Source organism: Anabaena sp. CCY 9613 (assembly GCF_963920895.1).
Taxonomy (GTDB): domain Bacteria; phylum Cyanobacteriota; class Cyanobacteriia; order Cyanobacteriales; family Nostocaceae; genus Cyanocohniella.
Window position 1 is genome coordinate 41,758 of the sequence record NZ_CAWUDE010000022.1, and the last position, 26,099, is coordinate 67,856.

Genomic DNA, 26,099 nt, shown 5'->3' on the forward strand with positions numbered 1-26,099 from the left:
CTTATTTTTGCATTGTTTGAATTTCTGGTAAGTTTGAGGCACTTATACCAGAAACTATTGTACGTTTAAGCATGGGGTGGTCAGTATGAGTAAATCCTGTATCTGAGTCGGGATGGAAACAAACAACAGTTAATTTATCCTCAATTGTGCGAAACTTATGAAGGCTGTTAGCGGGAATAAAAATAGTAACACCTGGCTGTAATGGGATAGTGCCATCAAGTGTTTCACACTCACCACTGCCTTCGATGACAATGATTAGCCTATAACTAGGATGGGTATGAGCTGTTTGATCTATACCTGGAGGAAAATAGAGAGCATTAAGACAAGGATCTCCCAGCATAATTGGGGGAATTAGCACATTGTCTGTACCCCCATTGATGTAGCCTAATCGCCCGATTGGTTCAATAGCGCCTCCAATTAGAAAAAGTCCTCTAAAAGCTGGACAAGTCACTAAAAAACCTGATGAATCTTGACCACCAATCTGACCTTCTCCAGGCAAACTGAAATACATTCCAGGGTGAAGTTTGTACTCCTGTAAACCCGCACTACGAGACAAAATGGGTTGACCACTGTAGACAAAGCCAAAATGATTTCCCGTATTGGGAAGTTGAATATAATCTCCGTTCCAAGCCATAAAACAATCTGGTGCCTGTTCACTAAACTTGGAAAGAGTACCGTGAATTAACTGTTGATATATTTGAACTGTCATAATCAATTTATTTTATGCGTTTTTTATTGAAAATTTAGACATTGCTAGCAGACAAGTGCTTAAAGCCCTTACGGGCAGAAGAATATAAATTGAGCAAGTAAGAACACTTGCAATAGTTATAGCTGATTAATTCATAAAATAACAGTCTTATTGATGATTTAATGCTCCATTTTTTTTGAGAGGTAATATTAGTGTCTTTAAAATTTCTTTACGAACTTTATGTTCAATAATACAATCAGTATTTAAACATTCTACCAACAGTAAATTAGCTTCGTAATAGGTTTTCAACAAGTTCTTCTCATCTTCATGAAATTGCCAAGAATGACTACTAATTTTACGAGTTTTTTTAGCAAGGCTTCTAGATTCATCAGCTAAATGCTTCAGCTTTTCTTCATCAAGCTCATCATTGTCAAATTGAGCATCTTTTTGATATAGCTTTTCTAAAACATTTCTTAGTTCTGGATGTAGCTGATTAGATTCAAGCGCATATTTGAGAGCAATATACATACCTTCGTTAGCGGAGAAAACGTCACTAATTTTTCTGCCTTCCTGTCCTATATTTTTATCATAATTCTCAGCAATACGAATACCTTCTTCAAAATTAGTATTTGGAAACACACGAGCAAAAAAGCTTCCACAAACTAAATAGTTAGCTGAATTATCTATTAATAAACTAAGTCGTCGATCTTGATCTATTTCAAAGTCAATATCAAAATAAAAAGCTCGTATAGCAGCTAATTTGACAGAGATATTATGAGTTGACGATTTTTCCTGTACATAGCAAAGAAATTGTTGCAATTTTTCATTTCCTTCTAGAATACTATCAATTTTGTTTTTCATCATTTTAATAAGTGATGAAGCATCTGGTTGAGCCATTTCTGTTGATAAAAGAAATATTTCTCGCCAGTAACGATCGCTTAAATTATTGACTAATTCCTGAAAAGCTTCTTTTTGCGGACGCTTTCGAATATTGATTTCACGAGCAGTAAAGTATTCATGAAAAGTGAGATGAGAAAAAGAATAAATTCCTTTAGCACGCTCTACTAACAGCCCATGTTGTGCTTCAATGGCATGTAAGATTATTTCACTGTCTAGTTGGAGAGCTTCTTGTTCTCTATCGGCATTACTGGGTAAATTTTTTATATATTCTTGTATATAATTTTTTGCTTCCTCTTGAGTCAAGAAAAAATCTTTCTTTTGGAATGTCTCGAAAGCAACATAACTTAATAAATCTTTTTTTCTTTGAAGAGATAGTTCTTGGTATATTTTCTCTCTTTGAATTCCTCGTTTACCATCCCATTTATTAAGAAGAATTTCTAGTCCTTCTGTATATAACTCTGAACGATTATTAGGAGCAGTACCTTTTTCTTCAAATACTAAACATATTAATGTTAACAAGAGAGGTGTTACTGCTAATTGAGATAAACGATAATTTTTTTCTAATGCTTTAATCACCTCTTTTGCTTTAATATTTCTGTTCTTTTTAGCTGCAAACCATTGAGAAATGAACAACTCTATTTGTTCTTGATCAAAATCAGCCAGTTCAACTTCAGTAAATTTATCTAATACATCATAGGAGTATTCTTTAGCTGCTATTCTACAGGTAAGAATAAAATAATTATCATAATATATTCTAGATAAATTTCTGATTTCATTTAAAGTTCGTTCATAATGTTCATTCTTGATTTCATCTAGTCCATCTAATAAAAGCAACACTGATTTACGTAGAAATACTTCTTGAATTTGCTCTGTAGTTACTCCACATTCAGAAAATACCTGTCCTATATATTCTAATAAGGAAGGAGAATTAGAAGCTTCAGAAAAATATTTAAGATTTAAAAAAATAGGAATCAGATTTGGCATAAACATTCCCTGGTTACACTGAAGAGCTAGATGCTTAAGAAAAGTTGTTTTTCCTGCTCCAGGTTTTCCCAAAACAATTAGCTTTTTATATTTTTTGACGGCATTTTCACCCGGAACTCGTTCGTCAGTTACTCTGCCTAATCCAAACCTTTCCAAATCTTCTAAATTAGATTCTGCCAGAAATTCTTTAATTGTCTTACGTCTGTGAGCAGTAAGTTTTTCTAAAATATTGACATCTGTGTAAATTTGACTTATTCCTATCGGCTGCGACATATCTAGAACGCGCATTGTGCCGCACCATTCTTGAATGATATCTCTTACTTTACTACGTACTTCTTGCACCACCTTTGTGACTTCACCCTCGGCTTTATGACTCGAATTAATGAGGGATTGGTTAACTGTTAGCTCAGAAACAGTAAGTTTGTACCAGTCTTGCTCAAAACCTAAGGCTGCTCCAATCTGGAGAAAGTTATCTAATAAAATTGGTTTGCCGTTAAGTAAAGCACTGATGACTGAACGATGAAGCCCTAGTTTATCGGCCAACATCTTTTGTGTTAATCCCTGTTTAGTTAACGCTTCTTTGACAAACTGGATTCCTTGCGAGGAAGCTTGTAAAGTCGGTTTTGCCATATATGTCTCTCCTAAAAAGCTTTTCAGCCATCATCATACTACAATAAACCATCTTTTGATAATCTTTAAAGCGGCATTAGTTGACATATAAAGCGACATGACTATATTATTTGTGAATACGGAGAACAACACGTAAGCAAATACAGGCACAAGCGCACTCGTACTAGAGGAGGCTCAAGCTTTATGCACACTAGGGTGATTATGGAATTTCTTAAAAACATGCCTAGGCCAGGTTGTCCCCTAACTTGTACCTTAAGAACTGTAGAGGGAAATAATCTAGATTTACTCGTTCCAAATGTCGGTAACTTTAGCTTTTCCAAAAATCAGCTAATTGACTTTGCTCGCGAGCATTACTTGCCAATTTCTCTAATTGATTTGATGAATTCAGTAGAAAAGAAAGAGATTAGTTGTCCATCGCTTTTTTTACAAGCGGCTCTTACAGCTTTATCTTTGGGGCATGGATATGGTGTGATTAATCTAGAATATCCTGATAAAAGAGCATTTATTGCAACAGTTGGTCTTTCCTACAGAATTTGTACCGATTCAAAGAAAAGTATTTAGTTTGTTTCACTTGCTTTGTATTAACAGAATCATGATTGAAACTAAATTAAATAATTAACAACTTAGTTTATTAACAAGCTGGGAGGGTTAGAACTTAATCACAAAAGCTGGTTTCAGTGAGATTTCACTGGCCAGCTTTTTTGTTTGAATATGACTGTTGTGAATGTCTTTGTTTCATCTGGTGATAAAGGTACAAAGCCTCGAAAATTATTCTCAATAAATAAAGAGGGAAATTATGAAAAAAACTTAATGTTATTTAGGGCTGCATTTTATCCACGCTCAAGCTAAAAACACGAGCTTACAAATATATAGATATAAGTGCAATTTTACCATAAAAGAGCCTGTTTATCAAGTCTAATTAAGCTTTTCTTCATCAAGACAAGGTATTAATTTATGTCTCAGATTGCGTTTAAATGTCTGAAATACTTTCTGTTAGCTTTGTTTGGTTTTGCAAACACATATGTCATCTCTAATGTTTTTGGTGCTTCTACGATTGTTCAGATACTTATTTCCCAAAGTGTCTGGGAATGGCTGTTTCGCATTGCCGTATTTATCTTCTGTTTTTGTGGAGTCGCCATGATCTATGAATCCTCTCGTTAATTCTCTATAGAGATTGTGTAAACCATGCAATATTTAATTAACTTGCCATTTCCCAAACTTAGTTACTGCGGAAAAACACCTTGTATGAATATATCGAATATTACACGCAAAGCTGTTTTAATTCCAGTCATAATCAGCTTGAGTTCGTTGATTTTCGTATTAACAGCTTCAACAAAAACACCAATCCGCATAACACTGACTACTCCTTATTTGACATTGATGGTAGAAATCAATTCTGATAAATCTCCATATCACTTGAATTTTCTCAAAGATACAGCAGAAGTAATGATTGCTGTTGACGAAGAGTAACAAACAATAAATGATCTTTACTGCCCACAGTAAAGTCGTAAGTATAAAGTTGAACTCAGCAGAGCAACCACTTAGCTCTTGCTGAGTGTATTATATGTAGTAGTTTATAGGACTTATGCAAGAACTCTCTCAAACCTTCTTAACTTCTCTGCGAGACAACCAAGTAGTGTGGAAAATGAGGGTTTGGGAAAACTCTCAAAATGACCAATGACTAATTATGCTATCTCAGTGACTAATTCTAATTGTTGTTGCAGTTTATTGAGTAAACTGAGAGTTTTTTCGTAGGCAACTTTTTCTCCTTGTTCTCCAAAGTACTCAGATGCTTGTTTGAGGTCTGTGTAAATGCGAAATAACTTATTACCAGACATTGCTCCTTGATGGGAACTTAAGCGATATCGAGCCATTCCCCGATTCACGTAAGCTTGAGCATAACTGGGATTAAGTCTAATAGCTTGAGAAAAATCACGAATTGCTGCCATATCATCCCCATTTTGACCGCTAGTACAACCCCTGTTAAAGTAAGCTCGATAATCCTGTGGTTTGAGGCGAATTGCCAGATCAAAGTCGAGCATAGCAGCTGGGGAGTCTTGCAAAATTAAGTGAGCTAAACCACGGTCATTGTAGATATCCGCGAGGAATAAATTACTGGTTGGAGGAATTTGGGTTAAGGCTAAATTATAATTGGCAATTGCCTTTAAGTATTTTCCTTGCCCCGTATAAGCTAAACCTCGGTTGTAGTAAGCTCGAAAATCATCAGGCTTGAGAGCGATCGCCTGGTTATAATCAGCAATAGCGGCTGGATCATCGCCTTTTCTGTAGTGTGCTAATCCCCGCAGCAGATAAGTGTCGAAGTTCTGGGGTGCAAAATTGAGGGCTTGAGTACAATCGGCGATCGCTTGGTGGTAATCTTGTAATTGCAGGTAAGCAAAACAGCGATCGCTATAAGCTACAGCTAAATTTTCCTGAAGTTGCAACGCTTGGTTAAACTGCTCAATTGCTTCTTGGTAAGCACCACGCTGCATCTGAATTACACCCAATTTTAAGAAATCACTAGCTGTAACTGGGGTAATGGCAAGAGGTAATGAATAGGCACTGAGATGGGAAAAACTCAGGAAAAAAGCCATCAATACACTGAAAAATAATCGCCAGAAATAAGTCATAAGCATTCTAGTTGACAATTTCGGCATAAACAAAATTAACGGGACAAACAGCCCCGCTAATTGTGGTGGCGCTCTTCGTTTGAGTCGAATACACCAACTTTGAATGTACGATTATGTCTACAGTAGCAAACGCTAAACTGTATAAATCCCCATCAGGGCGGAAAACAGTGAACAGTTTTATCTGATCACTGTTAACTACCAACCTTTATCTGCTTGTTCCAATACATAAGCAGCTACATCTTCAATTTGTTCTGATTTCAAACGACCTTTGAAAGCCGGCATGGCATTTTTACCATTTGTAACTTGGCTAATAATTGCCTCTGCTGAGTACAAGCCATACTTTTCTAAGTCATCTTTTTTGAGACTTTTGTTAGCTTGAACTAGATTTTTACCACCTGCATGGCAAGAAGCACAATTAGCACCAAATACTTTAGCGCCATTAACAGTATCTGCTGCCAAAGCCGGACTACTGAAGGCAAAGGTGAAGATGGCTATGCCTAACAATAGTACTGAAATAATTCTTTTCATTGCGTGTTCTCTCTGCAAAACGTCTGATTCGGTACAATATCCTTTATAATTTTCGTTTGAACAAATTATCTTAGTCAAAAGACAAGCCGTCAAACTTCTCTGTGATCATTAATAAAGAATTTTGTATTTTTACACTTCATTCTTTCACAGCTAATTGTTGCAAAGCATCTTCTGTGACACGACAAATTCGCCACTCATCTAAAATGGATGCTCCCATACTGCGATAGAATGCTTGCGCCGACTCGTTCCAATCCAGGACACTCCATTCTAACCGCCCGCAATTTCGCTCGACTGCTATCTGCGCTACTTTAGATAAAATAGCTTTGCCAATACCTTGCCGTCGATATTCTGGTAAGACAAATAAGTCTTCCAAATAAATTCCTGGCTTAGTCAAAAAAGTGGAATAATTATAAAAAAACAGGGCAAAACCAACCGCTTGCCCTGCATATTCTGCTAGTATTGCCTCAATATACTTTGGGGAGCCAAATAAATGCTCCTGGAGATCCAAAGTATTGCCAGTAACAGCGTGAGATAATTTTTCGTACTCGGCAAGACCCTTAATTAAATCAAACAGTACATTGCTATCAGCAGGTTCAGCAAAACGCAAAATTAAATTGCTATGTGGGGCCATTCGTTAATAATCTATAATCCACAGTCCATAGTCTATAATTAATTGGTAACTTTTTTGACAGTCCCAATTTAAGATTTTGGATTTTGGATTGTTTTTGCCAATCTTCACAATGACTAATTAAATCAACCATCCCTTTAAACGTTTGGCTATATGAGGACGGCGTAATTTCCGCATAGCTTTGCTTTGAATTTGGCGCACTCGTTCCCGTGACAAATTGAACATATTGCCAACTTCTTCTAAAGTACAGGGTTCGCTGGTTGTTAAACCATAGCGCAGAGAAATCACGTCTTTCTCCCGGGGAGTTAACACATCACCCAATACATCCCAAATCTCCTGACGCATCATGTTTTCGTTCATTTTTGCTTCGGGAGATAAGTTATCCTCATCTTCTAGCAAATCCATCAATTCCGTGTCTTCTTCCTTACCAACACGGTGATTGAGAGACAGTGCTTGTCGCCTTAGTTGTTGCAGTTGGCGCAGTTGTTGCACGCTAATCTCCAAAGATTCCGCCATTTCGGCTTCGGAAGGATTGCGACAAAGTTTTTGTTTGAGTTCCCGTTGGGCTTTTTTTAGTTTATTTAGTTTTTCTACAATATGGATAGGCAAACGGATTGTCCGTGCATCATTAGCGATCGCCCGGGTAATTGCTTGTCTAATCCACCAATAGGCGTAAGTCGAAAACTTATATCCTTTATCTGGATCAAATTTTTCTGTAGCGCGATTTAAACCCATTGCGCCTTCTTGGATTAAATCCAGAAAAGGTACGCCGCGATTCAAATAACGTTTGGCTATGGAAACTACCAACCTCAAGTTCGAGCGAATCATTTTGCGTTTCGCCACGCGACCTTGATATAAGCGACTTTCCAGTTGTTTTTCTGTCATGTCGAACTGGGAAGCTACTTGCGCCTTACTGACTGACTGTCCCAGTTCTAATTCCAAAGCAGCTTGAACTTCCCTAACTTCCTCTAGGAACCGGACTCTCCGCGCTAACTCGACTTCTTCGTCTGGTTTGAGCAACGGATAACGCGCCATTTCTTTAAAAAACGCGCCTACGGCATCATCATGTTCAGTTTTATTGTATCCTGAAGGCCTCGCCGCCGCCATTTCATCCCCATCACGTTCCTCTGATTCCAGATTTTCGATAATTGGGGATTCTTCCTCTACTACTGGTTCTAATATATCTTCTAATGTATGTTCTTCATGTTCGGTAGTAGTTTCCAGTATTTCCATTGTTCCCAATTCAGCAATGTTCATAGTTTACTTTAGGGATTGTTGCTTTGTTTGGTACATAACTTATTGACAGCCGTTTGGTTAAAGCTTGGTAGTTTCCCTAAGAAACAAATGCACCTCTTTGTGATAAAAATACATGTTTTTGCTAATTGCTTATTCAGTTATAAAAATCAGCCCTTAGCTATCATTTCTGGTTTCCAGTTAGATATAAACTCTAACAAATACTGGCTTTTGCACCCAGAAACGATCTTCTCAGGTTCCAACAGAATATATGCCTTATTTTTTTCCTAATACCTGAGCCTGTCGATTTTCTTTAACCTTTATCCACTCTAACAAATATAAAAAACTCAGGTAAATCCCCCAACAGCTTAAAATTTTCTATACTTTTATGAAAAAATTCAGCTTTATGGGTTAAAAATCATTACGACAATCATAGTTTCGATTTTTGGAGTTATATGTTTTTCATAAAATTTCCTAAATGACATAAGTTGACTAGTTTAAATTTCTGAAATATTTTGTATGTATAAAAGCATCTCATAGACATTAACAGTTGAATATCTATCAAGAGGCTGAAAAATACTACGTCAGATTTAGTAGATAGTCACACTATTTCAGAAGCAGCCAATAACATAGTTGGATTTTTTATAACTCTCTTCAACTATTTATGGCATGTATTGTTAAGACAAAATTGTCTAGTAGATTACATAATAAGAAAATTCTCAAGTATTATGTGGATTGAAAGTATTATGAAATACAATTTACCTCCAAAAAATAAAAACTGGATTAGCTAGATAATTACCGAGAAACGAAGTGAAATCGAGAGAAATATTTGAGCATAGAATTACTAACTTATGTATACAAATGGCATTAATTTACTCAATTTAGCGGTTGCGGAACCTGGTGAATCTTACCAGTCAGAAACGGTACCTCTGTGGGTGGAAGTGCTGGTGGATTGTCCAGGAGCGCTGGGATTGTTTACTTACCGATCGCCTACGCATTTAAAAATCAACCCTGGGGATATTTTAAGTGTGCCATTTGGCTCACAAAAAGTAGGAGCGATCGCCATTCGTTTATTGACAGAACTAAACGTAGATTTACCACCAGAAAAAATTCGAGAAGTAGAAGATGTAGTGAGTGTAGGATTTTTTCCCACCACATATTGGGAATTATTAAATCGAGTAGCCGCATATTACTATACGCCGCTAATTCAGGTGATCCGGGTAGCATTACCACCAGGATTGCTGGGGCGATCGCAACGTCGGATTCGCTTATGCCAAAATGCCGAAATAAACCGACAAATTTCCCAATCAGCAACCTTTATTAGTCCCACAGCACAGCAAGTTATCCAACTTTTGCAAGCGCAACCAGATGGAGACTACAGTTTTACCTACCTGCAACAAAAAATCAAAGCAGCCTATCGGGGAGTACGCGAGTTATTGCGATTGGGGTTCGTAGAAAGTTATTTGGAACCTCCAAGGCTAAATAAACCAAAACTCCAAAAAGCAGTCACCTTAATTGGCACCATTGATCATGATTTAACTACTAGCCAACGAGAAATTTTAGAAGTATTACGACGACGTGGCGGAGAATTATGGCAAAGTGAACTCTTACAAATTTGTCATGCTAGTTCCTCTACCTTAAAGACGATGGCCAACAAAGGCTACATAGTTATTGAGGAGAGAGAAATATTAAGAACAGAACAAGGATTAGCATTAGCGCAGGATGATCCCAAAACCTTAAATAGTGATCAAGCCAATGCCTTAGCCATGATCAAATACTTGAATCAATTTGCTCAAGTGTTATTGCATGGGATCACAGGTTCCGGCAAAACCGAAGTATATTTACAAGCGATCGCACCCCTAATTAACCAAGGTAAATCTGCCCTAGTATTAGTTCCAGAAATTGGACTCACACCCCAGTTAACAGATCGTTTCCGCGCTCGTTTCGGCAACAAAATTAGTGTGTATCACAGCGCCCTTTCTGACGGTGAACGTTACGACACTTGGCGACAAATGCTCACAGGCGAACCCCAAATCATCATCGGGACGCGCAGCGCCATTTTCGCCCCCTTACCCAACTTAGGAATCATCATCTTAGACGAAGAACACGACAGCAGTTTCAAACAAGATTCCCCCATCCCCACATACCACGCCCGCACCGTCGCCCAATGGCGAGCCGAATTAGAAAACTGTCCCTTAATTTTAGGTTCCGCCACCCCTTCATTAGAAAGTTGGGTGAGCCTGAAAAACACTTCATCCCCCACTCCCAACTCCTCCTATTACCTCTCCCTTCCCCAACGCATCAACTCCCGCCCCTTACCACCGGTGGAATTAGTCGATATGCGGCTAGAGTTACAGCAGGGAAATCGTTCTATATTTAGTAGAGCGCTACAAACAGCTTTACATCAGCTGCAAGAAAAGCAACAACAAGGAATTTTATTTATTCATCGCCGGGGACACAGTACCTTTGTTTCTTGTCGCAGTTGTGGGTATGTAATGGAATGTCCCCATTGTGACGTGTCGCTATCCTATCACCAGACCGAAGACGGTGCGCCCCAATTATTACGCTGTCATTACTGTAATTATGTGCGATCGCATCCCCAACAATGCCCAGAATGCGGTTCACCTTACCTCAAATTTTTTGGTAGCGGAACTCAGCGCGTCGCCCAAGAATTAGCAAGACAGTTTCCGCAGTTAACTTATATCCGGTTTGATAGCGATACCACCCGTAACAAAGGCGCACACCGTACCCTGCTGACGCGGTTTGCCAACGGGGAAGCACATCTATTAGTAGGTACGCAAATGCTCACCAAAGGTCTAGATTTACCCCAGGTGACACTTGTCGGTGTAGTGGCTGCTGATGGTTTGTTGCATCTATCAGATTATCGTGCCAGTGAACGGGCATTTCAAACCTTAACTCAAGTAGCTGGGCGTGCTGGTAGAGGCGATGATCCCGGTAGAGTGATTGTGCAAACATACACCCCAGAACACCCGGTAATTGAAGCGGTGCAACAACATGATTATCAATCTTTTTCCCAAGCCGAATTAGAACAACGGGAAGCACTGAATTATCCACCTTATGGCAGGTTAATTTTATTACGTTTAAGTAGCCTTGATCCCATCCAAGTACAGAACACAGCGCAAATCATCGCCACAGCATTAAGTGATAGAGAAGGCTTTGAGGTGCTAGGCCCAGCCCCAGCCAGTATTGTGAGGGTAGCCAACCGTTATCGCTGGCAAATACTCCTAAAATTCGCCCCTGATGCCTTACCACAGCTACCTGATTGGGAATCAGTGCGATCGCTTTGTTGTGATTCTGTTAGCTTAACTATAGATGTAGATCCATTGAACATCATGTAATCAAGCTGACAACTTGCATTTACTTAACTACGAATTAGTACTACCAAGCTTTAACTAGGAGCTATTTTTGTGCTAGCCAAATTATTTAACAAGTATCTAGAGTCTCGTCCTTGCTTAACTGCTTATAACGATACAGAACAGAAACAGCCGCGCCAGCATATTCACTTTATTTTGTTTCCGCAAAATCGCTGGTTCAATATTACCCTAAACCAAATTTTAGATCGTCCAGAATGGTATAAAGGTTTACTACACAACCACCCCTGGGCTAATATCAGCATCATCTTAAAAGGTGGATACTGGGAGAAAACAGAACAGGGAACCAAATGGTACGGGCCAGGCTCAATTATTTTCCGATCTGCCCAAAAATATCATTGTATCTGGATCGAAAATGGTCAAGCAGCATGGACATTATTTATTCACGGGCGAATTACTAAATCCTTTGATTTCACCAAAGATGGAAATCCTGTAACCATAGAGGAAATGGGAATGAAAAAAGCAGTTTATACGCGTTAGATAGCCGTATACTTTGTTTATCTCTGGTTTACTGGGTGAATCGGCGCGGTCGTAGTATAAATTTCTGTGAGGATGAGGGAATACTAGATATAAATGTAATTATTCACTTGCAATAATATACTGAATGAAAAAGTGTTTATTCATCTTCGCGTTCAGTGCGATCGCGCTTTTGGGATTACCCAGTTGTTCAACAAATCCCAATTCCACTGCGGTTACCAATATTACAACGCCAGACAGTAACTCTCAAACAGCAATCAAGGTAGGCGGTTCCAGCAGTACGGTAAATTTTTGGCAAACCCTCAAGCAAGCTTACGAATCTACCAACAAAAATCAGCAACTTATCCTCCTAGAACCAGGTCAGTCAGAAAATACTATTGCCGGAATCAAGCAGGGTTTAGTTGATGTAGGGGCAATTTCTAAAACCTTAAAACCAGAAGAAAACGATGGCACTTTAGAATTTTTTCAGGTAGTTAAAGATGCCCTGCTGGTTGCGACTCATCCCAGTGTCACTCAAGTAAACAACCTCACCACTCAAGACCTCCAAGGCATTTATAGCGGTAGCATTACCAACTGGCAGCAATTAGGTGGGCCTGATGCCTCAATTGTAGTTTTAGATCGTCCAGAAGATGAATCTGCCAAGCGTCTTTTACGTCAACATTATCTGGGAAAAGATTTGCCCAATTCACCGAATGCCGTAGTGATGCGTAAAGAAGGCGAATTGATTCAAACGCTGCAAAGTACTCCTCATAGCATAGGTGCTTTTTCTTTGGCTTATGCCGTTTCTCATAATTTACAGGTAAATCGTCTCAGCTTAAATGGCATTGAGTCTACGCCAGAAAACCTGAAAGCAGGAAATTACCCAATGGTAAGGACGATAGGAATTGTTTGGAGTAAACAACCTTCCCAGACAACAAAATCTTTTGTCGATTACATCTTGAGCCAGCCAGCCAGTATTGTTTTAGAACAAGCTGGCTTTGCTTCTGTTACGCAACAAGCAGTTTCTCAAAAGAAATGATCATCCGTAATAAATACACAAAGCTTCCAGTTTCCGTCAAGCTGTTGTCACTACCTTTGTTCATTTTCTTAACTTTGTGGGCTGCTGGCACTATTGGGTTTGGTTACTTTACCAGAAACAGCTTAGAACAAACAGCGCACAAGAAAATAACAGATCTTGCCCTGTTGCTACAACAAGATTTGCAGCAGCAACAACAATTGCTGGCTTTAAAATCTCGTTGGATCAGTGAAGAAAAAAGCGTAATCGAAGCGGTTGCTGTAGGCGATCGCGCCTTATTACTCCGCACCCTATTACCCATCCAAGCTTCTTTAGAACTCGATTTGCTGAGAATTATTAATACTAATGGTCAATCGTTAATATCTTCCCAGCAGCAATCACTCAATCAAGTTCAAGATGCCAATATTAATGCCATCGCCCAAACCGGACTGGAAATATCAGGCATTATTGTAGGAGAAAATGCCGCTTTGTCCTCCCTGGCTAGTTTTGTTTCCATTAAATCTTCAACACAAGTTTTAGCCAACTTAGTGATTGGTGTTGCCATTGATGATACTCTACTTCAGCAATTTCGAGGCCATACATCTATGCATCTGATTGTCCTTCAGGATAATCAAGTAACTGCATCAACTTTAAAGTTTGAACGTAATCAACCCTGGCCATTTTCTCCAGCAGATAGCTCACCTACCAACATCAAAATTGCTGGAGAAACTTATCTGGGTAAAATCATTGAACTACCAAGTTTAGATCAAACAAAACTCAAAATCGCTGTACTTAAATCTGTCACAGAAACCGAACAAGCAGAGCGACAATTGTGGTTTATTGTGGGTAGTTTTGGTTTACTTGGAAGTGTTCTCATTGTGGGAGTGATGTTTCTAGGGTTCGGTGTCACTCAATCACTCAGTCGTCGCATCCAAAGTTTGACTCAAGCAACTCAACAATTAGCCCAAGGTAACTTAACTATCCGTCTCCCAGTAGATACCCAGGATGAGGTCGGATTATTGGCGCAAGGATTCAATCAAATGACAGAGCAACTGAAATTGCGCGATCTGCAGTTGTATGAACAAATGCAGCAACTTGAAACTACGCTCAGAGAATTGCACCGCACCCAAAATCAAATGGTACAAAGTGAAAAAATGTCAGCACTGGGACAAATGGTGGCGGGAGTTGCTCATGAAATCAATAATCCCATCAACTTTATTTACGGTAACTTGACGCATATTGAACAATATTTTCAAGAGTTGCTAGGACTCATCAACTATTATCAACATGACTTTGATAAATCTGCTCAATTGCTGCCAGATCAACTGGATGAAGTGGATTTAGATTTTATTAGTGAGGATCTGCAAAAAATTCTCCAGTCGATGACAGTAGGTGCTAATCGCATCCGTGATATTGTCCTGTCGTTACGTAACTTTTCTCGCTTAGATGAAGCAGAATTCAAACCCGCCGATATCCACGAAGGTATTGATAACACTTTGATGATTTTACAACACCGCTTCAAAGCCAAGTTGGATGCCCCAGCTATTGAAGTAGTGAAAAATTACGGTCAATTACCGTTAGTTGAGTGTTATCCTGGCTATCTGAATCAGGTATTTATGAATTTACTCACCAATGCCATCGATGCTTTGGAAGAATCAACGCAACAAAAAACACCAGAGGAACGTCATACACAGCCTGGGCAAATTTGTATTTCTACTCAAATCATAGATGAGCATCAAGCCCAGATTGTCATTGCTGATAATGGTTTAGGGATTTCTGAAACAGTGCGATCGCGCATTTTTGATCCCTTCTTCACCACGAAACCTGTTGGTAAAGGCACCGGTTTAGGTTTATCCATCAGTTACCAAATCGTTACCGAAAAACACAATGGGAAAATCTGGTGTGATTCCACCACAGGAAAAGGCATGAAATTCGTGATGAAAATCCCCATTAGCCAACCCCAACCAACGTCCACTGTAGATGGTCAACCATTAGTCAAGGCTGACATGGCAATTTAGTCAACACATTTTTTTGTGGTATCAATTATTTTACATTTTGTATACTGAATATTATTGCTTCAGTCTATCTTAAATAGAACAGATTAAATACTACTGTACGTTAATGATTTTGATAAATAGTAAGCTTTGATAATACCCCCATAGGAGTATGCCTTCAAGTAAAAACCTCTACCATTAGAGAGGTGGTTTTAGCTAAAGTATTTCTTTAAATCAAAATAATCCAGAAGACAAGAAAAGTTGAGGATTCACTTCATAGATTAACCCTGTTTTGTCACTCTTGGAAAACAATAACTGAAGTAAGCTTCTGAAGCTTTGATTTTAGTCGAGCTTTGAGCCTTGATTTTTTAACAGTAACTAAAATTTCTAGTCCAAACATGGAATTTTAAGCTCCGAAAGGCTTTAAGCCATTGGATTATCCTGAAGTGAAAAAACAGGTTTAAGTACAAGCTGACCTTAACTTCTTCTAAATTCTTTTTCAATTTTCTTTGATAGGAGCTAGTTATGAAATCTCAACAACTTGAATTGACAAATATATCTAATAGTGGTGAACAAGCCAAAGCACAAGACTATCACGCGCCAAAACTATACGAACTTGGCAATCTCGATAAAGTGCAAGGTGATCCTTGGGGATATTGGCCTGATTGGGGTGGGTATTATTCTTAATCCATTTATAGCCAATATCGAGTATTGAAAGCATCAATGCTTTTGATCAGACGGTACTCACCAAGGTAAGTCTTGAAAACGTAATCATGACGCAGGCACCTTGCAAAGATGTTTTCTCAAGCTGCCTGCTCAGATACAAAAATAACGAGAACGAGATGGAAAGTCATGACAAACATAGGGCGGCAAGAACTTAGCTCCACTATGCTGATGAAGGCAGAACAATCCTACCATCTCCAAACGGATGTAATCTTGTTCCTTCAAGATGGGGTGGCACGGCTGCTAGATCTCAATCGTGGCAGATTTTACGGATTAGATTTAGTCAGTACAAAGATGTTAATGCTCCTAATTGAGCATGGTTTAGAGACGTCAGTGCATTACATTGTTCAGGAATATGGTGTGACAGAAGAGCAGGTGCGAACTGACTTAACAAAATTCCTGGGTGATTTGCAATCCAAGCAATTGATTCGCTCTCAATTACCGCGCTTCCACCCTGTAGTCCCGTCTCCTCTCGTTACCTCTGTGTTGCTTGCACTTGCTTGGATTAGTATTCGTACCTTGGGTTGGACTAAAACTGTCCGGTTTTGGCAGCTTTGGCACTATCCCATCGACAGTAATGCGCTTTCTGGCGATTGGGAAACGACAGTCAAAGCAGTGGATGACGTAGTTCGTGAAACAGCAGCAAGGTACTTTTTATTACCGATCGCCTGCAAAGAACGTGCCCTTGTTGGTTGGCAAATTCTAAAGACAATTTTTGGTTTTCCAGCAGAACTAGTGTTTGGCGTTAATTTGTATCCTTTTCAGGCACACGCTTGGGTAGAGTGTGGCTCCTGGATTGTAACGGATGATCGTAGGCACTGTGAAATATTTACCCCTGCAATACGGTATTGCTGAATATGAGAGTAGGATTTGATGTCTTTACTGCTTTGAATGAAGATACTCAGTTTCATTTATTTTCCTGCCCTAGAGATGATCCCAAGCAAGCGCCTTTAGTTACATTTGCTAGCGATCGCCAGTCTGGTATTGCAGCTGTAGTTTTAGGACACCTGTGTTATCAAGACGAAATTCTCTCGAAATTGCCGCAGTCAATGACGCAAAGTTGTGCCTCCGATGCAGCGATCGCCACAATCGTCTATTGTTACAGTGGTCTTAAAGGTCTTGAAGAATTAGAGGGTGAATTTTCCTTAGTATTGTGGGATGAAACTTCGCAACTTCTGTTTGCCCTGCGAGACCCTCTTGGTTCATGGCCTCTATATTGGCATGTAAGGTCGCAAGGGATAGCTGTAAGTACGAGTTTGCGATCGCTTCTGGCTTTGCTACCTGAAAGATCACTAGATCTTGATTTCATAGCCCAGTTTATTATGTGGTCTAATCCAGGTTTTGAGCTACCCACTGAAAGAACTCCATTCCAACAAATTCAGCGCGTTCTTCCTGGCACTACGTTGGAAATCAACCCAATCGGACAGGTAAAAAGTCACTGTTGGTGGAATTGGAAAGCAAAACTCGGCAAAAATAACAACATCACACTAGATGAAGCCGGCGAACAGTACGCTGATCTCTTGAGACAAGCCGTTAAACAAAGAGTCCAGCGAGGGCGAATTGCTGCCCATTTATCGGGAGGAATGGATTCTTCGAGTATAGTTTGTACGGCTCGTGAATGGATGCTATCAGGCCTAGGGCGATCGCCATTACATACTTTGTCGGAAGTGTACAAAAGGCCTTGCTTGGTTGGTGAGAGAGCTTATATTGAAATGGTGATTGAACAAGGTGGTCCAGTTGAAGCCCACTTGATCGACTCAGACAATGCACTGGACTTTCTTTGGTTTAACGAGGAAATTCCCATACATGATGAGCCTTACCCATATTTAAACCAGTTGGGGATGGAAAAAATTTTAATTGAGACTGCCCATCAAGTTGGAGTAGACACTATATTGACAGGTATAGGAGCTGATCAACTACTAGCCAGCAAACGGCTTTACATCGCCGACTTTTTACGGCAGGGTCGATGGTTGACAGCACTTTTCGAGGCTAACCGATGGGCCTATGCTAAAAATCAAGATGTATGGTCGATACTGTATGGATGCGGTATTCAACCTGCTTGGCCTATCTTAACGGGTGAGAGATTCGGATTTGGACGTTGGCCAAACCTTGGGGCATTTTCTATTCCTCCGTGGGTGATTCCTGATTTTGCTCGCAGTTATCAAATGCAGAGTGTTGGCAGAGAAAACGCTCAAAAACTGTATCATAGCCCTATTGAAATTGCTGCGGATTTATGGTCTATCCAAAGCTCTGTAGGAGATTGGTCTAGTTGGAATCTGGCAGCTCCAAGAGGAATGCACAACTCTCGTCCCTTCCTTGATCCACGTCTATTAAGTTTTTGCTTGGGGCTTCCAAGAAGCATTAGGGAAATCCCTGGGATGCCTAAACCCGTACTCCAAACGGCTATGCAGGGAGTGTTGCCAGAAGCTATCCGTATTAGAACAGACAAAAGATCTTTTAACGATAACTATTGGCTAGGTTTGTCCAAGCATCTACCGCAATTAGAAACAATGGTTCGGACTTCGAGTATTTGCGAGTTAGGTATATTTGATCAATCACAATTAATTCGATTCATGCATCAAGCTGCCGTTGGTATAGGAGATATGCCAACTTGTGGTCGCATTAACATTACACTCTCACTTATCGCCTGGTTTGAGCAGATGATCAAAACCAGGCATCAACCTCTAGAAAAGCCCACTGAAATACATCATCTGAATTATCTTTTGCAGATTTAGTGTTAGGTAATAACACTGAAGGGAGCAATTAACAATGCAAAATATTTTAATTAACAATTTATCAGTCAATTACTCTCTGACTGACCCAACTGCATTAGCAAAGTCCGACAAGCAAGCTAAGGAGTTGTTTGGGGAGTTTGGTTGCTTTTTGGCTAAAGGACTATTTACTGATGAAGAACTTAATTCAGTCCGCTGCGATATTAGGCACCTGATTAAACTGAAAATGCAACAGTTAGGTCTGCACAAAGAATCCACAGCAGATGAATTTACCGAATTTGATGCAGGATTTGAACAATTGAGTCAGTTAGAGTATATGCACCGACATGTGATTTCACATGCTGCTCGCTTATTAATTTCTATCCACCAAATAAACGTCAATCCCAAGTTAGTCAGCCTTTCCAAGAAACTGATGTCTACAAACACATTAATGGCTAATATGTTGTTTGATATACGGGTCGATAGACCTTATGAAGACGAGCATCTATTTCCGTGGCATCAGGATTATCCAGTTATTCAGGACTCTGAAGATGCAGTGGTATACTGGATTCCATTACGGAACGTGGAAGAACAGGATGGTTGTTTGCAAATTGCACCCGGATCACACAAGCTGGGTGTGCTGCCACGGCGGGCAAGGAGCAAGAATGAACCTCCAAGTGTCGATATAGTTGACTGGTCTATACTAAGCCCATTTCCACACCTGCGTGTGCCAATGCAAGTAGGCGACGTACTAGTTTTCCACACCCTAATGCTGCACGCCAGTGGAGCCAACCGTAGCGATCACATCCGCTGGACACTCCAGATCCGCCACGGTAATTTTGATCATCCTAAAGCAATCGCACGAGGTTGGCCTAGCAGCATGGCTCTTAAGATGCCTTTTGAGCGATCGCACCCAGAGTATATCATTGGTTCATCACTGATTGAAGATACTAATGGCATAGAGTCGAGATGCTCGACGTTAAACTTGTATTAGCCTATTTTTAGGCTCTATCAATGCAGTAAATGAATTTACTTCCGTAATAAACGATTGTGACAGTTAGTTAAAGATGCGGAATGTGGGTGGTTTATTTTTACCGACTTATTTATACATCAAATGCTTTTAAATAGCCTGCGTAGCTGCCTTCCCTTCAGGAAGACGCTACGCGTCATGTTTGTGTAGCCCCAGACATTCAGTCTTAAGGGCTAAATTTAAACTTATGCCAAATTGGTCAAAAATTGAGAGATATAAATATAAAATAACTAGACAATATTATTGCTGATATTATTTCCAGATGAAGACTTATCGAAATAGCCCCACCGTCTACGGCACTTCCCTTTAGCTAGGGGAGCTTGGGAGGGGTCAAAATAATATGCAGGGTATTACTCAGTTTCTATTCAAGTGGTGCTGATGAAAAAATAAGTATCTTATTATACCAAAATCATATTTTTGTAGTATAAAAGTTCTGTTACCAAAAAATTTTGAATTAGCAGATTTTGAGAATATATTGTATAACCAGGAAATATTAACTAACCAACAAGTTACAGTTAGATGTCTAAGCGTAAACTTTAAATATTTTTAACGGAAACTTTCTCAAGGATCTGAAAAATATTAATAACTACAAAAAATCAATGAATTGAGGTTATGTATATAAAACATTGCCCCATAATTCATAGGATATAGGAATCTAATTTGAATTTTGCTAAGTAATATAAACTTATTACTGATAAAACCTACTAAGGTGGGAAATCATCCGTCTTTGACAAAATCAAATAGGAATCCTACATATCTAATATATTTAAACATTACACTGGCGATTACTTTACTAAATCGAACAAAAAATCAATGGGACAAGGTTTTCTGCAAATAGGTTTAACGCTGTGTATTGTCATAGCCATTACTCCAGTTTTGGGAAAATACATAGCGCGTGTTTTCTTGGGAGAAAGAACATTACTTGACTTTCTCATGAACCCCATAGAGAGAAGTTTCTTTCTGCTAGCAGGTGTTAACAGAAAAGATAATATGACAGCCGGGGAGTATGTCCGAGCATTACTCTTCAGTAATCTGATAATGGGTATTTTAGTATACTTGCTGTTATATTTTCAAGGAATATTACCTTGGAATCCCAATGGCTTTAGCTCACCTACCTGGGATATATTACTACACACAGTTGTTTCATTTGTCACTAATACTGGGCAGCAACATTACACTGGTGAGACAACCTTAAGTTATTTTAGTCAGGTAGCAGCTTTAGGCTTTTTGATGTTTACCTCAGCCGCTACAGGGCTAGCAGTGGGCATTGCCTTGATGCGGGGCTTAACAGGCAGAAAGCTAGGTAACTTTTACGTTGATATTACCCGTGCTATTACCAGGATATTATTACCTATTTCAGTAATTGGAGCGATCGCCTTAGTTTTATTAGGTGTACCGCAAACATTAGATGGAACACTGGTGGTGGAAACCCTAGAAGGTGGCACACAATATATTGCCAGAGGGCCCGTAGCCTCCTTTGAGATGATCAAAATGTTAGGCGATAACGGCGGTGGTTTTTTTGGCGTTAACTCTGCCCATCCCTTTGAAAATCCCGATGGTGCTTCTAACTTAATCGAAGCGATGGCCATGATTGCCATTCCTGCATCCTTAATTTACACCTATGGCGTATTTAGCAAAAACATCAGACAGGCTTGGCTACTGTTTTGGATGGTATTTATAGCTTTTGTAATTTTAGTTTGGATAGCCATCGGTGGAGAACAACAAGGGAATCCCCTAGTTAATGGCACATTGGGATTAGAACAACCCAATCTAGAAGGCAAAGAAATTCGACTTGGCTGGGCACAAACAGCATTATGGGCAGTCATGACTACCGCCACCATGTGTGGTGCAGTCAACGGAATGCATGATTCTTTAATGCCACAAGGGCTATTTTCGACATTATTCAACTTATTTTTGCGAGTAGTCTGGGGAGGTCAGGGAACTGGAATAGCTTACCTATTAATTTATATAATTCTGACTGTATTCTTAACCGGGTTCATGGTAGGACGCACCCCAGAATTTTTAGGGCGCAAAATCGAAAAACCAGAAATCATCCTTGCCAGTGTAGTACTGCTAATTCACCCAATTGTGGTGTTAATTCCCAGCGCCATTACATTGGCCTATCCATTTTCCTTATCGGGAATTAGCAACCCCGGCTTTCACGGAATTTCCCAAGTAGTTTACGAATATGCCTCAGCTGGTGCCAACAACGGCTCTAGCTTAGAGGGATTGACCAACAACACTTTATGGTGGAATCTAAGTACCTGTTTCAGCATGTTAGCAGGACGTTACATCCCAATGATTGCCATCTTGTTATTGGCTGAAAGTATGTCTAGTAAAGCAACCATACCCGAAACAACTGGTACCCTCAAAACAGATTCCTTAGTATTTACCACTGCTACCGCCGGATTAATACTGATTTTAGGCATGTTAACCTTCTTTCCAGTATTAGCCCTAGGCCCAATAGCCGAAAGCTTTAAACTCGCATCTGGTAGTTAGAAAAATGAGGGAGATGAGGAAGTATTTTTATTCTTATCCCCTTCCTTCCACTTCCAGTCCCCCAGTCCCCAGTCCCTACTCTCTATGAACCTTGCACCTACCTCTCAAGTGAAATCACTTCGTTCTCGACCAAGCGATCGCCGCAAAGTTAGTAAAAAAGCTAGGCTAAATAGCACAAAACTTTACCTCAGAGCCTTTAGGGATGCTTTTATCAAACTCAATCCCCAAAATGCTATCAAAAACCCAGTGATGTTTTTGGTGTGGCTGGGGACACTTGTGACTTTAGTTTTAACCATTAAACCCAATTTATTTGGGCCAGCCCCACAAGAGAATCCACAACTGTTTAACGGCTTATTAACAGGTATTTTGTTCTTCACCGTTTGGGTGGCTAATTTTGCGGAAGCATTAGCTGAAGGACGGGGTAAAGCCCAAGCAGATATCTTACGAGCTACAAAATCACAAACGATCGCTAAAAAACTGGCCCCCGATGGCACAATCTCTGAAGTAGCTTCTACTAGTCTGCGGCAGAGCGACACCATCTATTTAGTAGCTGGCGATATTATCCCCGCTGATGGTGAAGTCATCATGGGTATGGCTTCGGTGGATGAATCGGCCATTACTGGAGAATCAGCACCAGTTATCAAGGAATCAGGTTCGGATGTTGCTAGTTCAGTAATTGGTGGTACGAAAATTATTGCTGATGAATTGATTGTCCGGATTACAGCCAACCCTGGTAAAGGGTTTATTGACCGCATGATTGCTTTATTGGAAGGAGTAGAACGCAGCAAAACACCGAACGAAATCACCTTAACAGTGTTACTAGCCGTTTTCAGTTTCATCTGTTTATTGGTTGTAGTCACATTGCCCGTATTCGCTTACTACGTCCAGATTCCAGTCAGCGTATCAGTTTTGGTTGCCTTGTTAGTGGCACTAATTCCTACTACCATCAGTGGGTTATTAAATGTCATTGGTATTGCTGGCATGGATCGAGTTGCCCAATTTAACATTATTGCCACCTCTGGACAAGCAGTGGAAGCTTGTGGCGATGTTAATACCTTAGTTCTCGACAAAACAGGCACAATTACTTTAGGCAACCGTTTAGCAGAAGAGTTTATTCCTGTCAATGGCCATTCACTCGCAGAAATGGCTAACATTGCTTTGGTTGCCAGCATCTTTGATGATACACCTGAAGGAAAATCAATTATCCGCATGGCCCAAAAACTCGGTGCCCGATTAGATTTTGATCCTCATCAGGCAGCCAGGGTAGACTTCTCTGACCAAACACGCATGAGTGGTACTAACTTGTTTGGTGGACGCGAAGCCCGCAAGGGAGCGGTAGGAGCAATTAGAGAATTTGTGCGTTTCCGTAATGGACAAGAACCCCCAGAACTAGATGCGGTATACCAACGTATTTCCCAACAGGGAGGTACACCCTTAGCAGTTTGTCTTGATCACGAAATCTATGGTGTGATTTATCTCAAAGACATTATTAAACCTGGTATCCGTGAACGTTTTCAGCAGTTACGCCGCCTGGGAGTACGGACAATCATGATTACTGGGGATAACCGGATTACTGCATCTGTCATTGCTTATGAAGCCGGAGTCAATGACTTTATTGCCGAAGCTACAGCAGAAGATAAAGTCAGCGTTATTCAAAACGAACAAGCAGCTGGCAAACTGGTAGCCATGACAGGAGATGGCAATAACGACGCTCCCGCACTAGCACAGGCAAATATTAGTGTAGCCATGAATACAGGGACGCAAGCAGCTAAAGAAGCAGCCAATATCGTAGATTTGGACTCTGATCCCACCAAGCTGATCGATATTATGAGTATCGGTAAACAATTATTAATTACCCGTGGAGCTTTGACTACATTTTCCATTGCCAATAATCTTGCTCAATGCTTGGCAATTATTCCCGCTATCCTGGCTATTGCTAAGGTGCAAAGCTTCAATATTATGAATTTGCATAGCACAAATTCTGCTGTATTATCAGCCTTGACTTATAATGCGCTGATTATTCCGGCTTTAATTCCTTTGGCTTTAAAAGGAGTACAGTTTAGACCTCTAACAGCTAATCAGCTGCTACAACGCCATATTCTCATTTATGGTTTGGGTGGGGCGATCGCACCGTTTATCGCCATTAAATTCATAGATATGCTGATTACGGCAGTGGGATTGGCTTAAAATTTCCATTTTCCCCATTCGCAATTTCCTACTTTTAACTCCCTATGATGAATTTTATTCAAGAAGCTAGTAAAGCAATTCGCATCACTCTGGTGCTGTGGTTAGTGACAGCCCTGATTTATCCTTTAGCAATCCTAGTAGTGGGCCAAGCTTTGTTCCCATTGCAAGCTAACGGTAGCATCATGGTGAATATAGAAAACCAACCAATTGGTTCGGCTTTGATTGGTCAGACGTTTACCTCGGAGCGTTATTTTCATGGTCGTCCCAGTCTTGTCAGATATAGTCAAGGTAGAAGGGCCAGTCCCACCGGCATATCTGGTGCTAGTAATCTCGCTCCTAGCAATCCCGCACTAGTGGAGCGAATTGTCGAACAGGCAACTCAATTTCGAGACGATAATATTCAACCCCTTGCTGATTTAATTTATACTTCCGGATCTGGTTTAGACCCACATATTTCCGTGAGATCAGCCAGGCAACAATTGAGGCGAGTGGCCCGGGCCCGTGGGGTACAAGATGATGAAATTATTCCGTTGCTAAATCAGTATACTGATGGGAGATTTCTCTGGATTTTTGGTGAACCGGGTGTCAACGTTCTCCGATTGAATTATGCTCTGGATTTGCAAGAAATTAACCGTTTGCAAAATCAATAGAGATTAGACAATAGTAGTAATTATTACCTCAAAAGATGCTCCAGTTTCCTTTGCCGATTCTGGAGCATTATCAAATATTCACAAATATATTGAATGCACGCTAGCCTAGGAGAATGTCAGTAAAATTTCTCTGACAAGCCAACTCAGATAACTTGACAAAAGTTTGAGATTTTGCATTGGGTGACAAAACTACTAAGCAAGATGAACCAGGTAGACTACCTTAGAATTAGCCTCATTGACCGTTGTAATTTTCGGTGTCAGTACTGTATGCCTGAAGGGGCAGAACTAGACTATCTACTCAAGGAACAATTATTAACTGACGCAGAATTGCTCACCCTCATTCAAGAGGTGTTTATTCCCGTAGGCTTTACTCGGTTTCGGTTAACTGGTGGGGAACCGTTACTGCGTCCCCGTGTAGTGGAGTTAGTGAGGGCGATCGCTTCATTGCCCCAAACTCAAGATTTATCCATGACAACCAACGGCTTTTTATTAGCTTCTAAAGCGCAAGGTCTATATGATGCTGGTTTGCGGCGGGTCAATATTAGCTTAGATTCTCTTGATCCCCATATCTTTGATCAAATTATTGGTAATCGGGGGCGTTCTCGTTGGCAAGAAGTTTGGCAAGGGATTCAAGCTGCTTATAACGTAGGATTTGACCCTTTGAAACTAAATGTTGTGGTTATCCCTGGTGTCAATGACCACGAAATTCTCGATTTAGCAGCCTTAACTATTGAGCGACAGTGGCACGTCCGATTTATTGAGTTTATGCCCATTGGTAATTGGCAATTGTTTGGCGATCGCGGTTGGGTATCTTCGGCAGATTTACGGCAACGCATAGGTGATGCCTGGGGCTTGACAGAATCCCAAGTTTGTGGCGCTGGGCCTGCCGATATATTTCAAATTCCTGGTGCGAAGGGGACACTAGGATTTATTAGTCAAATGTCAGAATGTTTTTGCGATCGCTGTAACCGAATGCGCTTTTCCGCTGATGGTTGGCTACGCCCTTGTTTATTAAATGAAACTGGTCAAATAAATTTAAAAGCTGCTCTCCGTACTGGTGTAAGTACTCATCAATTACAAGAACAGGTCAAAAATTTATTGACAATCAAGCCAGAAATTAATTTTAAAGGGCGCGACTCTGGCACTGCGGGTCTTTATAGCCGTACCATGTCGCAAATTGGCGGTTAAAGGCTAGGGGTTATAGGTGATAGGTGAGAGGCT

21 protein-coding genes are annotated in these 26,099 nt (G+C 40.2%); 15 read left to right on the forward strand and 6 right to left on the reverse strand.

The annotated features are described in order from the left end of the window. Position 1 precedes the first annotated feature (1 nt). Both ACM0OT_RS20960 and ACM0OT_RS20965 read right to left on the reverse strand, forming a co-directional pair. Positions 2 to 709 (reverse strand): cupin domain-containing protein, encoded by a 708-nt coding sequence (locus ACM0OT_RS20960; protein ID WP_414566327.1) that lies wholly within the window; start codon positions 707 to 709, stop codon positions 2 to 4. Between the two features lie 147 nt (positions 710 to 856). After that, entirely contained in the window at positions 857 to 3,202 is a 2,346-nt protein-coding gene (locus tag ACM0OT_RS20965) for an NACHT C-terminal helical domain 2-containing protein (protein WP_414566328.1), read from the reverse strand. A gap of 201 nt (positions 3,203 to 3,403) precedes the next feature. Between ACM0OT_RS20965 and ACM0OT_RS20970 the strand changes: the two genes are divergently transcribed. The 3 genes from ACM0OT_RS20970 (at position 3,404) to ACM0OT_RS20980 (ending at position 4,672) form a co-directional block, all read left to right on the forward strand. After that, positions 3,404 to 3,763, forward strand: coding sequence for a hypothetical protein (locus tag ACM0OT_RS20970; RefSeq protein ID WP_414566329.1), 360 nt, complete (start codon positions 3,404 to 3,406; stop codon positions 3,761 to 3,763). A 393-nt stretch (positions 3,764 to 4,156) separates the two neighbouring features. Continuing rightward, positions 4,157 to 4,363: a hypothetical protein gene (locus ACM0OT_RS20975; protein WP_414566330.1), complete on the forward strand. Its 207-nt coding sequence runs from the start codon at positions 4,157 to 4,159 to the stop codon at positions 4,361 to 4,363. A gap of 84 nt (positions 4,364 to 4,447) precedes the next feature. Then, entirely contained in the window at positions 4,448 to 4,672 is a 225-nt protein-coding gene (locus tag ACM0OT_RS20980; RefSeq protein ID WP_414566331.1) for a hypothetical protein, read from the forward strand. 215 nt (positions 4,673 to 4,887) lie between these two features. Here the strand turns inward: ACM0OT_RS20980 and ACM0OT_RS20985 are convergent, their stop codons facing one another. The 4 genes from ACM0OT_RS20985 to ACM0OT_RS21000 form a co-directional block, all read right to left on the reverse strand. Further along, positions 4,888 to 5,832 (reverse strand): tetratricopeptide repeat protein, encoded by a 945-nt coding sequence (locus tag ACM0OT_RS20985; RefSeq protein WP_414566332.1) that lies wholly within the window; start codon positions 5,830 to 5,832, stop codon positions 4,888 to 4,890. Positions 5,833 to 6,027: 195 nt separating this feature from the next. Continuing rightward, on the reverse strand, positions 6,028 to 6,360 hold the full coding sequence (gene petJ, locus ACM0OT_RS20990; RefSeq protein ID WP_414566333.1) for a cytochrome c6 PetJ: 333 nt from the start codon (positions 6,358 to 6,360) through the stop codon (positions 6,028 to 6,030). A gap of 136 nt (positions 6,361 to 6,496) precedes the next feature. After that, entirely contained in the window at positions 6,497 to 6,991 is a 495-nt protein-coding gene (locus ACM0OT_RS20995; RefSeq protein ID WP_414566334.1) for an N-acetyltransferase family protein, read from the reverse strand. Between the two features lie 117 nt (positions 6,992 to 7,108). Next, entirely contained in the window at positions 7,109 to 8,245 is a 1,137-nt protein-coding gene (locus ACM0OT_RS21000; RefSeq protein WP_414566335.1) for an RpoD/SigA family RNA polymerase sigma factor, read from the reverse strand. An 827-nt stretch (positions 8,246 to 9,072) separates the two neighbouring features. Between ACM0OT_RS21000 and priA the strand changes: the two genes are divergently transcribed. The 12 genes from priA to moaA all read left to right on the forward strand — a co-directional run bounded on the left by priA (position 9,073) and on the right by moaA (position 26,066). Continuing rightward, positions 9,073 to 11,580 carry a primosomal protein N' gene (gene priA, locus ACM0OT_RS21005; protein ID WP_414566336.1) on the forward strand — a complete coding sequence of 836 codons (2,508 nt, stop codon included), beginning with the start codon at positions 9,073 to 9,075 and terminating at the stop codon, positions 11,578 to 11,580. Between the two features lie 69 nt (positions 11,581 to 11,649). Continuing rightward, positions 11,650 to 12,093, forward strand: a complete 444-nt coding sequence (locus ACM0OT_RS21010; RefSeq protein WP_414566337.1) for a hypothetical protein — start codon at positions 11,650 to 11,652, stop codon at positions 12,091 to 12,093. 124 nt (positions 12,094 to 12,217) lie between these two features. After that, positions 12,218 to 13,108 carry a substrate-binding domain-containing protein gene (locus ACM0OT_RS21015; protein ID WP_414566338.1) on the forward strand — a complete coding sequence of 297 codons (891 nt, stop codon included), beginning with the start codon at positions 12,218 to 12,220 and terminating at the stop codon, positions 13,106 to 13,108. Continuing rightward, on the forward strand, positions 13,105 to 15,102 hold the full coding sequence (locus tag ACM0OT_RS21020) for an ATP-binding protein (RefSeq protein WP_414566339.1): 1,998 nt from the start codon (positions 13,105 to 13,107) through the stop codon (positions 15,100 to 15,102). Before ACM0OT_RS21015 ends, ACM0OT_RS21020 begins: the two co-directional genes overlap by 4 nt. A gap of 501 nt (positions 15,103 to 15,603) precedes the next feature. After that, positions 15,604 to 15,765: a hypothetical protein gene (locus tag ACM0OT_RS21025; protein ID WP_414566340.1), complete on the forward strand. Its 162-nt coding sequence runs from the start codon at positions 15,604 to 15,606 to the stop codon at positions 15,763 to 15,765. 165 nt (positions 15,766 to 15,930) lie between these two features. Continuing rightward, the gene (locus ACM0OT_RS21030) at positions 15,931 to 16,656 is read left to right on the forward strand and encodes a lasso peptide biosynthesis B2 protein (protein ID WP_414566341.1); all 726 of its coding nucleotides are present in this window, start codon (positions 15,931 to 15,933) and stop codon (positions 16,654 to 16,656) included. Between the two features lie 2 nt (positions 16,657 to 16,658). Continuing rightward, positions 16,659 to 18,536, forward strand: a complete 1,878-nt coding sequence (locus tag ACM0OT_RS21035; RefSeq protein ID WP_414566342.1) for an asparagine synthase-related protein — start codon at positions 16,659 to 16,661, stop codon at positions 18,534 to 18,536. A gap of 34 nt (positions 18,537 to 18,570) precedes the next feature. After that, the gene (locus ACM0OT_RS21040; protein WP_414566343.1) at positions 18,571 to 19,506 is read left to right on the forward strand and encodes a phytanoyl-CoA dioxygenase family protein; all 936 of its coding nucleotides are present in this window, start codon (positions 18,571 to 18,573) and stop codon (positions 19,504 to 19,506) included. Positions 19,507 to 20,355: 849 nt separating this feature from the next. Further along, entirely contained in the window at positions 20,356 to 22,041 is a 1,686-nt protein-coding gene (kdpA, locus tag ACM0OT_RS21045) for a potassium-transporting ATPase subunit KdpA (protein WP_414566344.1), read from the forward strand. An 84-nt stretch (positions 22,042 to 22,125) separates the two neighbouring features. Continuing rightward, on the forward strand, positions 22,126 to 24,228 hold the full coding sequence (kdpB, locus tag ACM0OT_RS21050) for a potassium-transporting ATPase subunit KdpB (protein WP_414566345.1): 2,103 nt from the start codon (positions 22,126 to 22,128) through the stop codon (positions 24,226 to 24,228). A 47-nt stretch (positions 24,229 to 24,275) separates the two neighbouring features. Next, on the forward strand, positions 24,276 to 24,878 hold the full coding sequence (gene kdpC, locus ACM0OT_RS21055) for a K(+)-transporting ATPase subunit C (protein WP_414566358.1): 603 nt from the start codon (positions 24,276 to 24,278) through the stop codon (positions 24,876 to 24,878). A 201-nt stretch (positions 24,879 to 25,079) separates the two neighbouring features. Then, on the forward strand, positions 25,080 to 26,066 hold the full coding sequence (moaA, locus tag ACM0OT_RS21060; protein WP_414566346.1) for a GTP 3',8-cyclase MoaA: 987 nt from the start codon (positions 25,080 to 25,082) through the stop codon (positions 26,064 to 26,066). Positions 26,067 to 26,099: the final 33 nt, after the last annotated feature.

What these genes read in the sequence shown, in the direction of transcription:
- ACM0OT_RS20960 (WP_414566327.1), bottom strand. Translation starts at nt 709, where the DNA reads ATGACAGTTCAAATATATCAACAGTTAATTCACGGTACTCTTTCCAAG.
- ACM0OT_RS20965 (WP_414566328.1), bottom strand. Translation starts at nt 3,202, where the DNA reads ATGGCAAAACCGACTTTACAAGCTTCCTCGCAAGGAATCCAGTTTGTC.
- ACM0OT_RS20970 (WP_414566329.1), top strand. Translation starts at nt 3,404, where the DNA reads ATGGAATTTCTTAAAAACATGCCTAGGCCAGGTTGTCCCCTAACTTGT.
- ACM0OT_RS20975 (WP_414566330.1), top strand. Translation starts at nt 4,157, where the DNA reads ATGTCTCAGATTGCGTTTAAATGTCTGAAATACTTTCTGTTAGCTTTG.
- ACM0OT_RS20980 (WP_414566331.1), top strand. Translation starts at nt 4,448, where the DNA reads ATGAATATATCGAATATTACACGCAAAGCTGTTTTAATTCCAGTCATA.
- ACM0OT_RS20985 (WP_414566332.1), bottom strand. Translation starts at nt 5,832, where the DNA reads ATGACTTATTTCTGGCGATTATTTTTCAGTGTATTGATGGCTTTTTTC.
- petJ (WP_414566333.1), bottom strand. Translation starts at nt 6,360, where the DNA reads ATGAAAAGAATTATTTCAGTACTATTGTTAGGCATAGCCATCTTCACC.
- ACM0OT_RS20995 (WP_414566334.1), bottom strand. Translation starts at nt 6,991, where the DNA reads ATGGCCCCACATAGCAATTTAATTTTGCGTTTTGCTGAACCTGCTGAT.
- ACM0OT_RS21000 (WP_414566335.1), bottom strand. Translation starts at nt 8,245, where the DNA reads ATGAACATTGCTGAATTGGGAACAATGGAAATACTGGAAACTACTACC.
- priA (WP_414566336.1), top strand. Translation starts at nt 9,073, where the DNA reads ATGTATACAAATGGCATTAATTTACTCAATTTAGCGGTTGCGGAACCT.
- ACM0OT_RS21015 (WP_414566338.1), top strand. Translation starts at nt 12,218, where the DNA reads ATGAAAAAGTGTTTATTCATCTTCGCGTTCAGTGCGATCGCGCTTTTG.
- ACM0OT_RS21020 (WP_414566339.1), top strand. Translation starts at nt 13,105, where the DNA reads ATGATCATCCGTAATAAATACACAAAGCTTCCAGTTTCCGTCAAGCTG.
- ACM0OT_RS21025 (WP_414566340.1), top strand. Translation starts at nt 15,604, where the DNA reads ATGAAATCTCAACAACTTGAATTGACAAATATATCTAATAGTGGTGAA.
- ACM0OT_RS21030 (WP_414566341.1), top strand. Translation starts at nt 15,931, where the DNA reads ATGACAAACATAGGGCGGCAAGAACTTAGCTCCACTATGCTGATGAAG.
- ACM0OT_RS21035 (WP_414566342.1), top strand. Translation starts at nt 16,659, where the DNA reads ATGAGAGTAGGATTTGATGTCTTTACTGCTTTGAATGAAGATACTCAG.
- ACM0OT_RS21040 (WP_414566343.1), top strand. Translation starts at nt 18,571, where the DNA reads ATGCAAAATATTTTAATTAACAATTTATCAGTCAATTACTCTCTGACT.
- kdpA (WP_414566344.1), top strand. Translation starts at nt 20,356, where the DNA reads ATGGGACAAGGTTTTCTGCAAATAGGTTTAACGCTGTGTATTGTCATA.
- kdpB (WP_414566345.1), top strand. Translation starts at nt 22,126, where the DNA reads ATGAACCTTGCACCTACCTCTCAAGTGAAATCACTTCGTTCTCGACCA.
- kdpC (WP_414566358.1), top strand. Translation starts at nt 24,276, where the DNA reads ATGAATTTTATTCAAGAAGCTAGTAAAGCAATTCGCATCACTCTGGTG.
- moaA (WP_414566346.1), top strand. Translation starts at nt 25,080, where the DNA reads ATGAACCAGGTAGACTACCTTAGAATTAGCCTCATTGACCGTTGTAAT.